The 14767-nt window shown below is 63.6% G+C and carries 11 protein-coding genes; 9 read left to right on the forward strand and 2 right to left on the reverse strand.

Going from position 1 to position 14767, the window contains the following annotated elements:
- Positions 1-14: 14 nt before the first annotated feature.
- The 5 genes from thiC (at position 15) to ACZ9H4_RS21765 (ending at position 6357) form a co-directional block, all read left to right on the forward strand.
- Positions 15-1946: a phosphomethylpyrimidine synthase ThiC gene (thiC, locus tag ACZ9H4_RS21745; RefSeq protein WP_408148249.1), complete on the forward strand. Its 1932-nt coding sequence runs from the start codon at positions 15-17 to the stop codon at positions 1944-1946.
- 304 nt (positions 1947-2250) lie between these two features.
- On the forward strand, positions 2251-2463 hold the full coding sequence (locus tag ACZ9H4_RS21750) for a glycine zipper 2TM domain-containing protein (RefSeq protein ID WP_168668529.1): 213 nt from the start codon (positions 2251-2253) through the stop codon (positions 2461-2463).
- A 241-nt stretch (positions 2464-2704) separates the two neighbouring features.
- The gene (locus ACZ9H4_RS21755; protein WP_408148247.1) at positions 2705-3163 is read left to right on the forward strand and encodes a hypothetical protein; all 459 of its coding nucleotides are present in this window, start codon (positions 2705-2707) and stop codon (positions 3161-3163) included.
- A gap of 327 nt (positions 3164-3490) precedes the next feature.
- Positions 3491-5089 carry an L-lactate permease gene (locus tag ACZ9H4_RS21760; RefSeq protein ID WP_408148245.1) on the forward strand — a complete coding sequence of 533 codons (1599 nt, stop codon included), beginning with the start codon at positions 3491-3493 and terminating at the stop codon, positions 5087-5089.
- A gap of 341 nt (positions 5090-5430) precedes the next feature.
- On the forward strand, positions 5431-6357 hold the full coding sequence (locus ACZ9H4_RS21765; protein WP_408156956.1) for a DMT family transporter: 927 nt from the start codon (positions 5431-5433) through the stop codon (positions 6355-6357).
- Between the two features lie 807 nt (positions 6358-7164).
- Here the strand turns inward: ACZ9H4_RS21765 and bamC are convergent.
- Complete coding sequence (gene bamC, locus ACZ9H4_RS21770) at positions 7165-8400, reverse strand: outer membrane protein assembly factor BamC (RefSeq protein WP_476120777.1); 1236 nt, start codon at positions 8398-8400, stop codon at positions 7165-7167.
- A gap of 458 nt (positions 8401-8858) precedes the next feature.
- Between bamC and ACZ9H4_RS21775 the strand changes: the two genes are divergently transcribed.
- From ACZ9H4_RS21775 to ACZ9H4_RS21785, 3 genes are all read left to right on the forward strand, one after another.
- The gene (locus tag ACZ9H4_RS21775) at positions 8859-9323 is read left to right on the forward strand and encodes a DUF2844 domain-containing protein (protein WP_408148239.1); all 465 of its coding nucleotides are present in this window, start codon (positions 8859-8861) and stop codon (positions 9321-9323) included.
- Between the two features lie 43 nt (positions 9324-9366).
- Complete coding sequence (locus ACZ9H4_RS21780; protein WP_408156960.1) at positions 9367-10641, forward strand: DUF3443 domain-containing protein; 1275 nt, start codon at positions 9367-9369, stop codon at positions 10639-10641.
- Between the two features lie 166 nt (positions 10642-10807).
- Positions 10808-12694, forward strand: a complete 1887-nt coding sequence (locus ACZ9H4_RS21785) for a glycosyl transferase family 1 (protein WP_408324281.1) — start codon at positions 10808-10810, stop codon at positions 12692-12694.
- Between the two features lie 152 nt (positions 12695-12846).
- Here the strand turns inward: ACZ9H4_RS21785 and ACZ9H4_RS21790 are convergent, their stop codons facing one another.
- Positions 12847-13335: a hypothetical protein gene (locus ACZ9H4_RS21790; RefSeq protein ID WP_408156962.1), complete on the reverse strand. Its 489-nt coding sequence runs from the start codon at positions 13333-13335 to the stop codon at positions 12847-12849.
- Between the two features lie 275 nt (positions 13336-13610).
- On the opposite strand from ACZ9H4_RS21790, the gene ACZ9H4_RS21795 reads away from it, so the two are divergent.
- A complete protein-coding gene (locus ACZ9H4_RS21795) occupies positions 13611-14510 on the forward strand; it encodes a class I SAM-dependent methyltransferase (RefSeq protein ID WP_476120780.1) in 900 nt (299 codons plus the stop codon).
- Positions 14511-14767: the final 257 nt, after the last annotated feature.

The raw sequence follows: 14767 nt of genomic DNA on the forward strand, positions 1-14767 counted from the left end.
TGCATGGAGATACGATGAACGCCAATCCAAAATTCCTGTCCGCCGACGCCCACGTCGATGAAGCCGCTGTCGCGCCGCTGCCGAATTCCCGCAAGGTCTACGTGAGCGGTTCGCGCCCCGACATCCGCGTGCCGATGCGCGAAATCTCGCAGGCCGATACGCCCGACAGCTTCGGCGGCGAAAAGAATCCGCCGGTCTATGTCTACGATACGTCGGGCCCTTACTCCGACCCGGACGCGAAGATCGACATCCGCGCGGGCCTGCCGGCGCTGCGCCAGGCGTGGATCGAAGAGCGCGGCGACACCGAAGCGCTGACGGGTCTGTCGAGCGACTTCAGCCGCGAGCGCGCCGCCGACACCGCCACCGCCGACCTGCGTTTCAAAGGCCTGCATCGCACGCCGCGCCGCGCGATCGCCGGCAAGAACGTGTCGCAGATGCACTATGCGAAGAAAGGCATCATCACGCCGGAGATGGAGTACATCGCGATTCGCGAGAACCAGCGCCGCGCCGAGTATCTGGAGAGCCTGAAGACGAGCGGCCCGAACGGCGAGAAGCTTGCCGCGATGATGGGCCGTCAGCATCCGGGCCAGGCGTTCGGTGCGAGCGCGTTCGGTCCAAACGGCCTCACCGCGATCACACCGGAATTCGTGCGCGAGGAAGTGGCGCGCGGCCGCGCGATCATCCCCAACAACATCAATCACCCGGAAAGCGAGCCGATGATCATCGGCCGCAACTTCCTCGTGAAGGTGAATGCGAACATCGGCAACTCGGCGGTGACGTCTTCGATCGGCGAGGAAGTCGACAAGATGACGTGGGCGATCCGCTGGGGCGGCGACACGGTGATGGATCTGTCGACCGGCAAGCACATTCACGAAACGCGCGAGTGGATCATCCGCAATAGCCCGGTGCCGATCGGCACGGTGCCGATCTATCAGGCGCTCGAAAAGGTCAACGGCAAGGCCGAGGACCTGACGTGGGAAATCTTCCGCGACACGCTCATCGAACAGGCCGAGCAAGGCGTCGACTACTTCACGATTCACGCGGGCGTGCGTCTGCAATACGTGCCGTTGACGGCGAAGCGCATGACCGGCATCGTCTCGCGTGGCGGCTCGATCATGGCGAAGTGGTGTCTCGCGCATCACAAGGAAAGCTTCCTGTACGAGCACTTCGAAGACATCTGCGAAATCATGAAGGCGTACGACGTGGCCTTCTCGCTCGGCGACGGCCTGCGCCCCGGCTCGATCTACGATGCGAACGACGAAGCGCAGCTGGGTGAGTTGAAGACGCTCGGCGAACTCACGCAGATCGCCTGGAAGCACGACGTGCAGACGATGATCGAAGGCCCTGGCCACGTGCCGATGCAGTTGATCAAGGAGAACATGGACCTGCAACTGGAATGGTGCGACGAAGCGCCGTTCTACACGCTCGGACCCCTCACCACCGACATCGCACCGGGCTACGACCACATCACGTCGGGCATCGGCGCGGCGATGATCGGCTGGTTCGGCACGGCGATGCTCTGCTACGTGACGCCGAAGGAACACCTCGGCTTGCCGAACAAGGACGACGTGAAGACCGGCATCATCACGTACAAGCTCGCTGCGCACGCCGCCGATCTGGCGAAGGGTCATCCGGGCGCCCAGGTGCGCGACAACGCACTGAGCAAGGCACGTTTCGAATTCCGTTGGGAAGACCAGTTCAATCTCGGCCTCGACCCGGACAAGGCGCGCGAATTCCACGACGAAACCCTGCCGAAGGATTCGGCCAAGGTCGCGCATTTCTGCTCGATGTGCGGCCCGCACTTCTGCTCGATGAAGATCACTCAGGACGTGCGCGAATTCGCGGCGCAACAAGGCGTCACCGACGACGAAGCGCTGAAGAAAGGTATGGAAGTGAAGTCGATCGAGTTCATGAAGAAAGGTGCCGAGATCTATCAGCGGCAGTAAGGTTCGGTGTGCAGACCGGGCATGGCTTGAGCGCCGTCCGGTTCCGCCAGGAACCTGCATTGCAGCATCGAAGCCCGCCACTGGCGGGCTTTTTCGTTTGTGCGAGGGTGTGCGAAGCCGGGCACGCCGCATGCTGGGCGAAGGGAAACATTTGATTACGAAGCCGTCAATCCGCTGACAAGCTCACACATCTGGATACGCGACGCGCGGCTAACATCGAATGCATGAACGGGGGGCTTTCGTCCCTCTTACGTTTCGGCGATTACGTCCAACAAACTCAATTAAACAACCGGGAGTCAGCATCATGAAAACGATTCGACAAATCGGCACGCTCGCAACCATCGTCGCTCTCGTTGCGGGACTTTCGGCGTGTGAAGGCATGAGCCGGCAAGGGCGCGATACCGCCATCGGCGCGGGTCTGGGGGGCGCGGCGGGCGCGGCGATCGGCGGCAATGCGCTGTCGACGATCGGCGGTGCGGCGGCGGGCGGCATCATCGGTAATCAGGTCGGCAAATAAGCGATGTGAAGGCGCATACTGCACGGTAAGTCACGCGGTATTTCGAAAGCGAACACGACGCTTGCCTTCATGACGACGCTCGAACCGCCTCGTCATGAAGGTTCAGCGCAAGCGTCGAACGATGCGGTGCAATGTCGTGAAATACGCCGTTACGGTTTTGCAATCGTGTTCGCGCCGCGGGAGCGTAAGCTCATCTCGTTACGCCGACGGTGACGGTGTACGGCACAACGAGGAGCGCGTCATGAAGTCCCGCGTCATCAACAGTGTTCGCGCGAGGGGCTCATGGCTGCCGCGCGTATTTTTACGGCTGCCCCGTAGAGTCGTTGCTGCCGGCAGCGTCCTCTGCGTCGTGACATTGTCGGGCTGCTATTACCCATACGGTTACTATCCGTCCGGCTACTACCCTGCTTACTATTCACCGTATTCAACGGCGCCCGCGACGGCCGTGCAGCAGGGCGTCCCGGCGGGCCAAACCGGTTCGACCGATGCGCAGCAACAGCAACAACAGAACGCGGCACCCGCTTATGCAGTAGCGCCGCCGCCCGTCTATGTGGCGCCGGCTTATCCCGCCTACTATCCCCCTCCGGTCTATCCCGCTTACCCGGCGTATTACGGCTATCCAGGCTACTACGGACCATCGGTGTCGATCGGCATCGGCGGCTATTGGGGTGGAGGATGGGGACATCATTGGCATCACTGAACGCCTGTCGCGTGCAGGCTTCGACGCCACGTTACTGACTGCAATTCGGGCGCACCCGCAATGACGCGGCATGCGCCCGCTCCGTTTCATGCACTGTGCTTCGTATCGTGCGGACAACCGGTCTGCGCCACTTCTTTTCGCGCGCCCGTAGTTTCCCTTCTTGACGTGCCCGCGCGGGGTTCTATGCTTGGGAAGCACATGCAGCACCCGTTTAATAAGCAATGCGGTTCGACTCTTACGTTCCGCTGACGTTCGTCCATCCTGCTACAGAGACGCGCCTCTCATTCGTGATCCCCGCGTCGCGCCGAACAATACCAAGGAGACGTGATGTTTCACCAACTACTCACCCCGGTCGGCAATGCGCTGTTACCTTCATTCCTCGTCGCCGCGTTGCCGATCATCGTCGTGCTGCTTCTGCTCGGCTGGGCGCGCAGGCCGGCCTGGCAGGCCTCGCTCGCGGGGCTGATCGTCGGTCTGATCGTGGCGGTGTCAGTGTGGCAGTTTCCGGTCGGGCTCGCGTTGAACTCCGTGTTCGCGGGCGCGGTGTTCGCCTGCTGGCCGGTCATGTGGATCGTGGTCACGGCCATCCTGCTGTACAACATCGCGCAACGCTCGGGCCGCTTCGCGGCCTTTCGCATGTGGATGATCGACAACCTGCCGAACGACCGGCGGGTCGTGCTGGTCGTAGTCGGCTTTTCATTCGGCGCGTTGCTCGAAGGGATTTCCGGCTTCGGCACACCCGTCGCCATTACCAGTTCGCTGCTGATCCTGCTGGGCTTCCCCACCCTCGAAGCGCTCACCTTTACGCTGATCTTCAATACGGCGCCGGTCGCGTTCGGCGCGCTCGGCGTACCGATCACCGTGCTCGGCGCGGTGACGCACCTGCCGTCCGATCTGCTCGCCAAGATGGTCGGCCGTCAGTTGCCGTTCTTCGCACTGCTGCTGCCCTTCTATGTGATCGCGGTGTATGCGGGCTTTCGCAACATGCTGCGCGTGTGGCCGGTGCTGCTGGTGTCGGGGGCGAGCTTCGCGCTGACCCAGTTCATCGCGTCGAACTACGTGAACTACAGCCTGACCGACGTGTTGTCGTCGATGGTGTCGCTGATTCTGACGATCGCATTCCTGCGCATCTGGAAGCCCGCCGCCGATCCTAAATTCGCGATCAACGTCGACCGGATCGGCGAGGTGCGCGGCAAGATCAGCGGCGGCCAGGGCTGGTATCCGTGGATCATCGTGTCGGTCGTGGTGATCGTCTGGACCATCGCGAGAGTCTTCACGATCGGCGACGTCAAGGTGCCGTGGCCGGGGCTCGACAAGGCCGTGTTCATCACGCTGTACAACACGCCTTATGGCGCGGTGTGGGACTTCCAGCCGCTCGCCACCGGCACGGCGATTCTGGTCGCGGCGCTCATCACGACGTTCGTGGTCGGCCTGAGCGCGCGCGAATTCGGCAAGGCGATCGCCGACACGTGGGTGCAGACGCGCATCGCCATCCTGACGGTGGCGACCATCGTCGGGCTCGCCTATCTGATGAACTATTCGGGGCTCACCTATACGCTCGGTCTCGGCGTCGCGTCGGTGGGTCCGTTCTTCCCGCTGGTGTCGGCCTTCCTCGGCTGGGTCGCGGTGTTTCTGTCTGGCAGCGATACGTCGGGCAATGCGCTGTTCGGCAATCTGCAGGTGGTCGCGGCCAACCAGTTGAATCTGAGTCCGGTGCTGATGGCGGCGACCAATTCATCGGGCGGTGTGATGGGCAAGATGATCTCACCGCAAAACATTTCGACCGGCGTGGCGACCACCGAACTCAAAGGCAAGGAAGGGGTGGTGTTCGCGAAGACCTTCAAGCATTCGATTCTGTTGACGGTGTTGCTCGGTTTGCTCGTGTGGGCGCAGCAGAATTTCTTGCAGTGGATGATTCCGCATTGATGGTCGATGTGGTTTGCGTGTGCTCTGCTTGTCGGCGCGGCGGCAAGCAGAGCGTTGATTTTGTGGCCGTCGGGCCGCTTTGTTCGGCTGAGTTGTTGGCGCAACAAACTCCATAACCCCCGAGGGCGCGTCCACTCCCTCCCGCCGCCATATCTCAATTTTTCTCACAACAGCGTGAGAATTGCTCGTTTTGCTTACGCCCCGCCAACGCTTACGATCACAGGCACCGGACGCCTGGATCTCCCGAACCTTGCCGTTTCATCCCAACCTGAAACGTTTCGGGTGATCGCACTGCTACGATGCGCAGGCGTCCCGACTCAACCGCGCGCGGCGCCATCCCGATGAAACCTCAAAACCTGCTGCAACTGCTGATCCTCGCCGCCCTGTGGGGCGCGTCGTTTCTGTTTATCCGCGTCGGCGTCACCGACTTCGGCGTGGCTCCGCTGATGGCGCTGCGCGTCGGCATCGGCGCGGCCTTTCTGCTGATCGTGCTGCTCGCGCGGCGGCCGCTGCAGCAATCGGCGACGATCCTGCGCACGCGCGCCTTTCCTCTGCTGGTGGTCGGCATCCTGAATTCGGCGGCGCCGTTCTGCCTGTTCGCCTACGCCGAATTGACACTGTCGGCGGGGGTCACCTCGGTGATCAACGCGACCACACCGCTGTGGGGCGCGCTGGTCGGCTTTCTCTGGCTGCGCGACCGGCTGAGCGCGCTGCGCACGCTCGGTCTCGTGATCGGCTTTCTCGGCGTATTGATGCTGGTATGGGATCAGATCGCCGCACCGAACGGCTCGGCCGCGACGCCGCTGAGCACCGCGCTCGCGGCCGGCGCGGCGCTTGGCGCGACGCTGCTGTATGGCATCGCGGCGAACTACACCAAGCGCCACCTCACCGGCGTCGATGCGCTGACCGTCGCCGCTGGCACAATGACCGGCGCGACCATCGTGTTGCTGCCGCTCGCCGTGATGTTCTGGCCGGTCACGCCGATCTCGCTGCACGCGTGGGGCGCGGTGATCGCGCTCGGCGTCGCGTGCACCGGCGTCGCGTACATGCTGTTCTTCCACCTCATTGCGGTGGCCGGGCCCGCGCGTGCCATCACCGTCACGTTCGTGATTCCGATCTTCGGCATTCTGTGGGGCGCGCTGTTTCTCGGGGAAGGCGTGTCGCCCGGCATGCTGGAAGGTTGCGCCGTGATTCTGGTCGGCACCGCGCTTGCCACCGGCGTGATCAAGCGTCTGCCGTGGATCGGCACGCGCCGGGCCGATACCTGAAAACCGTTTCGCGCGACGCCGCCAGCCGGCGTCGCGGTATGTCTTCGTTCGTGTCTTTTCGTCTTCGCTGACTGGGGTCTCATCGGCCACAGCAGTCCCGCCTCCGCTTTGATCGCCGCGAATTCCGCATCCGAAAAATAGCCTGCACTCCGGTCAGAGTGTGGGTGAAACCGTCGGCCTACGAGGATAGGCGACGGGGCCAGCGAGACCACGCGTCACGCGCGTGGGTCGTCATCGGGCGCGGCACCGGTTTGTCGGCCGGCGCCGGAAATGGCGGGACCGCGGGAGGCCGGCACGCGGCAACTCATGCCGGTCTTATCGAATCCGGCCCTATGAACGATAAAACGCAGCTTTCCCGCCAGTTACAGAAGTTCGCAGCGGAACAACCGTAAATCATTGATTGTTATTGAATTTATCGGCGAACGAGAGAGATCACTTCATGGGATGCGACGCCGTATGCCGCGCCACGAGACCGGTATGCCATCTTGTCTTGCCCGCGCTCAAACGGCGCCGCAGATGAGCGCCAAAACGAGCAGGCTTGCCGCGCGCATCCCGTAAGGCATGACGTCGAACATGGCCCACTCCTGGCGGGCTAGCGTGAATAACGCTCACAGGAAGGAAGCGAAAGACGTATACGTGGCCGGGGACGAATGTCGGTGTCTAGTCGCGTGCGTCCATGGCTCGACGAACGGCGGGACGCCGGTGCCTGCACAGAATCCCGTGGCCATAAAAAAACGCCCGAGACGTCAATCCCGGGCGTTTTTTCAAACATCAGCTTCGCCTGCTATCTGCTCAGGCTTTGCCAGCTCAATGCAGCTGGTCGACCATCAGACTCATGATCTGCTTGGCCTGCGAGCTTTCGTCGATCGCACCCTTGTCGTCGACCACGGCCACACGCGTCTGGTCCGGTGTCACCGCGCGCACGTTCACGCGATACTGCTTGGCGACCTTCTCCTTCTTGCCGTGGAACACCTGGCTCCAGAAACCCTGTTCCACCGACGACATATCCTTCGGATCGACGTAACGGACGAAGTACAGGCCGCGGCTCAGATCGCGGTCGTCGACGGTGAAGTTGCTGCGGTCGAGCGCGAGGCCCACGCGCAACCACGCGCGGTCATACGGTTCGCCGAGCGTGAGTTCGGTCGACGAAAGCTGCGCCGAGGTATTCGCCGAATCCGCATCCGGCATCGGCTGCTGCGCCGACAGCGCGACGTTCTGCGCCGCCGTGGCCGCCGCGGCCGACTTCGCACCTGCGCTCGCAGCGTTCGGCGCCGCTTGCGCGCCGGCCGGCGACAGCTCGGCGGTTTGCCCACCGCCCGACTTCGAGCGCGAATCGGCCAGCGCGAGCGCTGCCATCAGGCGCTTCAGATATTCCTGTTCGAGAGCCGGATCGTTCGGCTTCGGCTGCCACTGGCTCGAATCGTTGTTCGTGCCGGTGAGCGCCTCGCGCATGCCCTTCTGGCTAATGAACACGTAGGTGCCGCCGTTCGGCGCCGCCTCGAGACGCGTGCGGTACTTGTTGCGCTCCGAGGTCACATAGCTGTTGCCCATTGCCTTGGACAGCGTGTTGCGGATCAGGCCGTCGCTGATCTGCGCGTGCGACTCGTTCCAGTCGGTTTCCATCACGCCCTTGTCGCGCTGGTCGACCACCAGCAGGAAGCCCTGTTCCTGCCAGAAGCGGCGGATCTGCTCCCACGCCTGCGCGGGCGCCTTGTTGTCGATCACGAGCCAGCTCTCCGTGCCGTCGCGCTGGATATGCATGCCGCTGACCGGCGGCACCACCGCCACGTTATTGCTCGCCGACGGCGCTTGCGCCTGAACCTCCTTGAGCGCGGACAACGACGTTTCGCCGCCTTGCGGGGGCAACGAACGCTGATCGGCCGTCTCGTCGATCATGTTCGGCGGGACGGCGAGTGACACCTGCTTTGATTTGGAGTCGCTCTTGTAGTCGATTTTGGTCGGCGACGAAGTGCCACAGCCGGCGACCAGCCCGCCTGCCATCAGCATTACTGCAAACCGCTTGGTAAGACGAAGATCAGTCATGTTCGGGGAATCCTTCCGCTACGCCACGGCAAGTTTCCGTGGATCAACCCAACATTTTACCGGTCCCGGCGAGCCGTGTGCAAAAACTGGGGTTTGCCCGCTCAATTGAACGGCCGACGGCATGTTCTGAACGCGTCGCGACACCCCCGGCACAAAGTCCAAAAACTTGTCTTAGGCAAATCTTCGCCCAGGAAAAAACGCATTGCGCTCGCGGCGGAAAATCGCGCGTGCGCCGCATATTTAACATTCGCCAACATTTACTACTACTGCGTAGGCTCACATCTATAACCTTGTCAGATCTTTGTTTTCAAAAGCAATTTCCTCTTCCGGCCCAACACGTATTTTGACCGCGCATCGAGCGGCGGCGACATGCTCCGTGACCATCAAAAACCCGGATGCTACCGTCACCTCCGCATCTCAATAAAACCGGAACAGACCGGCTCGCGAGGCAAACCGCCATGTCAAAGTCCCGTTTCTCCCCCTCTTTGGCCGCCTTGGCGCTTGCGCTCGGCGCGCTGTGTGCGAGCGCTGGCGCGCAGGCCGAATTGGGCGGCACGATGCCTGGTCAGGCGAACCCGACCGCGACCGCGCCGAGCATGCTGCTGAACGGTGCGCTGCGCATGCGCACCCTGACCGATGCCGGCAACACGACCATCAACGAGTACGCGACGAGCACCGGCCAGATCATCGGCTACGCGTGGGAAGGCCCGACCATGCCGGATCTGCACGCGATGCTCGGCAAGTATGCCAACTCGTACCTCGCGGGGGCCGCCATGCCGCAAGTGGACGCCAATCTCCACAGCTCGCGGATCGCGCGGCCGGACGTGATCGTCGAATCCGGCGGGCCGATGCGCGGCTATTTCGGACGCGCATGGCTGCCCGCGGCGCTACCTCCCGGCGTCACCGCGGACGACCTGCGGTAAGCGTACGCCCATCAGGACAATCCTTCGACGATCGATACCCACCATGAAACCCTCGGCTCGACTTTGCACCCTCTTCCTCGTCTGTGCGGCGTTGACAGGTTGCGGCGGTGGAGGCGGCGGCTCACCAGCGAGTTCGTCGCAGGCGGGCGCAGCCAGCAGTCCAGGCGCCGCCAGCGCACCGGCAAGCGGCGGCTCGCCTGGCGCGGGCAACACCAGCGCGAACCTGAATGTGCCGCAGTCGAACACGCCGAACGTCCAGCCGATCGCGGTCAACGTCGCGCCCGGACTGACGCGCAACATGCTGACGACCAGCGTCACCGTCTGTCAGGCCGGCACCACCAATTGCGCGACGGTCGACGACATTCAGGTCGACACCGGCTCGAATGGCTTGCGGATTCTCGCCTCCGCGCTGCCGGCAAGCCTGGCGCTTGCGGCGGCGCCGTCGGGTAGCGGCGTCACCGGCGAATGCGCGGTGTTCGGCAGCGGCTACGCATGGGGCGCGGTGCGCAGCGCGGACGTCCGCATGGCCGGCCAGGTAGCCGCGTCGATCCCGGTCCATCTGATCGCCGACACGGCGCTGCCCAGCGTGCCCACCGATTGCGCCAACTCCGGCCCGGCGATGCTGACGGTTGCCGCCCTGCGCGGCAACGGCATTCTCGGCATCGGCCTGTTCACAGCCGACTGCGGTAGCGGCTGCGCGAACACTGCGCTGCCTCGCTGGTACTACCGTTGCGACGTCAACGGCGCTTGCGTGGCGAGCGCGCAGGCGCTCGCGCAACAGGTCGCCAATCCCGTCAGCCACTTCGCGCTCGACAACAACGGCGTGGTGATCGACCTGCCCGCGATCCCCGATACCGGTGCGCCCAGCGTGTCGGGCTCGCTGATCTTCGGCATCGGGACCCAGGCGAACAACACGCTCGGCGGCGCCAGCATCGTCAAGGCGAATGCGACGAACGGCTACCTCGTCACCAACGCCGCCGGCCAAACCTATGCGCAAAGCTATATCGACAGCGGCTCGAACGGGATCTTCTTTCGCAACGCCCAATTCCCACAATGCGGCTTCTGGTACTGCCCAAGCTCGACGCAAACGGTCAGCGCCGCGCTAGTCGGCGTTGACGGCGCCTCGAGCGCGGTGTCGTTCCCGGTTGGCAATTCGACCGCGTTGTTCGCCTCGCCGAACAACGCGTTCAACAATCTTGCCGGTCCTGCCGCCCGCGGCTTCGGCTGGGGCCTGCCGTTCTTCTACGGCCGGCGCGTTTATACGGCGATCGCCTCGCGCAATACGTCGGCCGGCCAGGGTCCTTACTACGCGTTCTGAACGATGCTTCACTACGGCACGTAGCCAGTATAGGGCCCAGTGCGTGCGGAAATTTCCCAAATTGATTGGGGGAGTAAATTTGATATAGGGCGGCGGTGATAATTCGAGAACCGGCTAACTTTTCGTTTCACGATAGTTAGTCATGCCTATCTTCAAACACCGCCCGATGGAAGAACCCACCTTTTCGCTCGACAACTTCGAACACCTCGTCTACACGCGGCAGTACGTCAAGGCGTCGGTTCAACTCATCGCCGCGCTGGCGCTGCTGCAACAGAAGCGCGGCAACCTCGACGAGCGCTTTCTCGCGTCGGGCATGATCGACCTGCCGGCGGCCGAGCAGCATCGGCGCTTCTGCACGCGCCTCGCGAGCGCGGCCTCCACGCTGTTCGCCGACCCCCAATTCGACCTGCCGCCCGCGTGCTTCAGGCTGTTTCTGACGCTGCACGAATGGACCGGCCTCGTGTTCTCCACCACCGCGTTCGGCAATGCCGACCACGTCGTACGCTATCTGAATCCGCGTGGCCCGGAGAACGCGCAATTCCTGGCCGGCGACCGCTTCGTCGAAAAGCTCTGCGCGCTCTATTCGACCGAGTCGGAACTGGAGCTCGACTTCGCCGCGCTGTGGGCGTACGACAAAACGCTCGCCGCCAGTCTCGCGCTCGTCCTGCTGGCGCCGACGTTCAAGGGCTCGGCGAACGCGCATCTGAAACGCGAGGCACTAATCGAATGGCTGCCCGGCAAGCTGCAGCAGATCCGCGACCTCGACGACCTGCCGACCGCGTTGCTGCACAACGCCTACATGTTCTGCAGTTACGCGGAGACGCCGCGTCGCCATGAAATCAAGCGCGACATCAACGCGCTCGTGCGACGCAAACTCGCGCAACTGGGACTCGCCGATCTACCCGGGCCGAAAGCTGTGCCCACGAAACGCGCACGCGCTCCGTCGCGCGGCAAGAAACCGCTGATGATCGTCGTGCTGGAGTGGTTCAGCGGCGCCCATTCGATTTATCGCACGCACTCGCGCACGCTCGAAGCCGCACGCGAATATTTCGAACTGGTGGGTTTCGGCTTCGGCTACGCCGTCGACGACCTCGGGCGGGCGGTGTTCGATCGCTTCATCGAACTGGAGGAGCCGGAATATATCGGCGAATGCCTCGCGACGATCCGCGCGTTCGCCTCGGCCGAACAGCCGGACGTGCTATATATGCCGAGCGTCGGCATGTTCGTGCTGAGCGTGTTCATGTCGAACCTGCGCGTCGCGCCGCTGCAGATCGCCGGTCTCGGCCACCCGGCCACCACGCATTCCGACAAGATCGACCGCATCAGCGTCGAGGAAGACTATGTCGGCGACCCTGCCTGCTTCAGCGAGCGGTTGATGAAACTACCGAAAGACGGCCAGCCGTACCGGCCGTCGGTGGCTATGCCTGAGATCGTCGCGCACATTCCACCTCCGCGCGAGCGGCTCGAGATCGTCATCACGGCTAGCGCGATGAAGCTCAATCTGGGCTTTCTCGGCGCGTGCCGTGAAATCGCCGCGCGTGCGCAGACGCGCGTCGAGTTTCACTTCATGAGCGGCGTGCCGACCGGTCTGCCGCTCGATCGGATGCGCGCCGTGATCGAGAAAGCGTTGCCGGGCGCGCGAGTGCACGGCTTTCACGACTACGCGGGCTATCTGGCCCGCATCAACCGGGCGGACCTCTTTCTGAGTCCGTTTCCGTTCGGCAATACCAATGGAATCGTCGATGCGTTGACGCTGGGGTTGCCCGGCGTCTGCAAGCGTGGCGCAGAAGTATTCGAACGGATCGACGGCGCGTTGTTCGAGCGCGTGGAGATGCCATCGTGGACGGTGGCGGATAGCGTCGACGAGTATATTGTCGCCGCCGTGCGGATGATCGACGCGCACGCCGAGCGCACGGCGCTGCGGCAGAGGTTGATCGACACGCAGGCGGTGCAGCGGTGTTTCGAGGGGCGGCCTCAGGCGTTCGGTGAATGCGTGTTGAAGCTCGTGCGCGATAAGACAAGGCAGCGCCTGGAGGCGATCGCAGAGCAATAAACCGTATGGCGGATCCGGCAGTGGACTCGAAGTGCGCATCCGCCAATATCGTCGCGGCAACCTTGTGGACAATGGTTGGGCATGGCGCAAAGTTCCGCGCGGCTCATCACGCAAGGCATCCGCCAAAGCCGCAAACAGGCAGCTCCCGCGCATCACCCCGCGGCTTCGCTAGCGGCCTGAGCGGGCGGTGCTGCGAGTTTGGCCGGCGCGAGCCAGCGGAACACGTCGAGATCTTCGCCGTGGAATGTGCACTCGGCGGCGGCCGGCAGTCTCACAGTCTTCGGTTCAGCCGGCTTCTTCGAGGACGCCTCGACACCCGAAGCTGCCGTCGCGCCCGCAGCCACGGCATTCGCCTTCGCAGCCCCGCGCGCGGCGGATGCCGCCCGCGCGGCCGAAGCTGGCCTGGCGGCCGCCACTTCCGAAGCCGTCATCACGTGCTCGATCGTTCCTTCGACCACCACCCGCGAGCCGCGGATGGCCGCGGCCCGATGAGCGACCTTCAGCGTATCCGACGACGTGGCGGCCAGCTTGCTTCGCATCAACTGCTCGCATGCACCCGAGTTCCTGTGGACGGTCGTGCAGGCCGCCAGCAGCGCGGCTGCGGTCGTGACGCAGGCGATAGAGAGAATCCGAATCTTCATTGATGTTCCGTTTTTCAAGCCGTCGGGAATTGTAGCTTACGGATCCTCGATATTCGTTTCATGCTTGCCTCCGGCAAAGTGAAATGAAGGGGATCATGTCCGCGCTGTCGAAAAATCAAGGTGCGGCGGGCGCTGACCCCGTCATTTATACGCGCTAAGCGCCCCTTCGGATTCGGTCGTCGCCGCGATCGGTGCCTTCGACGCCGCCGCAAATTCCGCCACGCCCTATGCTTATGCCGATTGCCGATTTCTTTCCGCCCCGATCGAGCCCGATAATGACTGTCATGAACGTTCAAGCCAAATTCCCTACACGCCTGTTGCGCGGCCCGCTCGCAGCGTTCGGCCTGGCACTGCTGCTGGCGGCCTGCGCCAGTCCCTCAGCGTCGAATACATCGACAGCGACAGCAACGCCAGCCTCCGCCCCTCCCACCTCGCTCGACGCCGCCGTCTCCAACCCGCAACGCAGCGCCCAGGCCCGCGCGCGCGACATCTACCGCCATCCGAAGGAAACGCTGCAATTCTTCGAACTCGCGCCCTCGCAAAGCGTGCTGGAAATCGCGCCGGGCGGCGGCTGGTACACCGACATCCTCGCGCCTTATCTGCGCGACCACGGCAAGCTGTACGAGGCGCAATACGACGGCCCGCAAGGGTCGCCGTCGGCGGAAGCACAGGCTGGCCGCGCGGCGTTCGCGCGCAAGCTGGCGGCCGCGCCCGCCGTCTATGGCAACGTCGTGGTCGGCACGCTGCACGCGGGCCAGTTCGGCGGCTTTCCCGCCGACGCCAGCGTCGACCGCGTGCTCACCTTCCGCAACATCCACAACTGGATCAAGGACGGCGAGATCGACGCGAACCTGCGCGCGTTCTATGCCGCACTCAAGCCCGGCGGCATCCTCGGCGTCGAGGAACACCGCGCGACGCCCGGCACGTCGCTGCAACAGACCATCGACAGCGGCTACGTCACGGAAGACTACGTGATCGCCCACGCTCGGGCGGCCGGCTTCGAACTGGCCGGCAGGAGCGAAGTGAACAGCAATCCGCGCGACACGAAAAATTACCCGCACGGCGTGTGGTCGCTGCCGCCGAGCTACGAGGGCGGCGGCGCCGATCGGGCCCGCTACGCAGCGATCGGCGAGTCCGACCGCATGACCTTGCGCTTCGTAAAACCCCTCCACTGAGCGACCCGGCGCGAACACGGTGCGAGTGCGGCGCTTGACTCCGTCCCGATAATATGTTCCTATGGCGCACTATGTACCGCGCCCAGACCACCCTATCGCTACTACTAGCCCGCTCTACCGGGCTAGGTCTGCTGCTGCGCGCTTCTATCTGATACACCGAAGCACCGCTTGATTCCACAGTAACTGACCCAGCCCCGGTTTCCGACCGGCGGCCCTGTATCGTTTCGTCGTCCGGTCGACTCCCAGCTTTCTGGTCT

The sequence above is a fragment of the Paraburkholderia sp. TE9906 genome (assembly GCF_056279605.1).

Excerpts from the sequence above, each read along its gene's own strand:
- ACZ9H4_RS21760 (WP_408148245.1), top strand. The coding sequence starts at position 3,491 with ATGTTTCACCAACTACTCACCCCGGTCGGCAATGCGCTGTTACCTTCA.
- ACZ9H4_RS21795 (WP_476120780.1), top strand. The coding sequence starts at position 13,611 with ATGACTGTCATGAACGTTCAAGCCAAATTCCCTACACGCCTGTTGCGC.
- ACZ9H4_RS21765 (WP_408156956.1), top strand. The coding sequence starts at position 5,431 with ATGAAACCTCAAAACCTGCTGCAACTGCTGATCCTCGCCGCCCTGTGG.
- bamC (WP_476120777.1), bottom strand. The coding sequence starts at position 8,400 with ATGACTGATCTTCGTCTTACCAAGCGGTTTGCAGTAATGCTGATGGCA.
- ACZ9H4_RS21755 (WP_408148247.1), top strand. The coding sequence starts at position 2,705 with ATGAAGTCCCGCGTCATCAACAGTGTTCGCGCGAGGGGCTCATGGCTG.
- ACZ9H4_RS21785 (WP_408324281.1), top strand. The coding sequence starts at position 10,808 with ATGGAAGAACCCACCTTTTCGCTCGACAACTTCGAACACCTCGTCTAC.
- ACZ9H4_RS21780 (WP_408156960.1), top strand. The coding sequence starts at position 9,367 with ATGAAACCCTCGGCTCGACTTTGCACCCTCTTCCTCGTCTGTGCGGCG.
- ACZ9H4_RS21750 (WP_168668529.1), top strand. The coding sequence starts at position 2,251 with ATGAAAACGATTCGACAAATCGGCACGCTCGCAACCATCGTCGCTCTC.
- ACZ9H4_RS21775 (WP_408148239.1), top strand. The coding sequence starts at position 8,859 with ATGTCAAAGTCCCGTTTCTCCCCCTCTTTGGCCGCCTTGGCGCTTGCG.
- ACZ9H4_RS21790 (WP_408156962.1), bottom strand. The coding sequence starts at position 13,335 with ATGAAGATTCGGATTCTCTCTATCGCCTGCGTCACGACCGCAGCCGCG.
- thiC (WP_408148249.1), top strand. The coding sequence starts at position 15 with ATGAACGCCAATCCAAAATTCCTGTCCGCCGACGCCCACGTCGATGAA.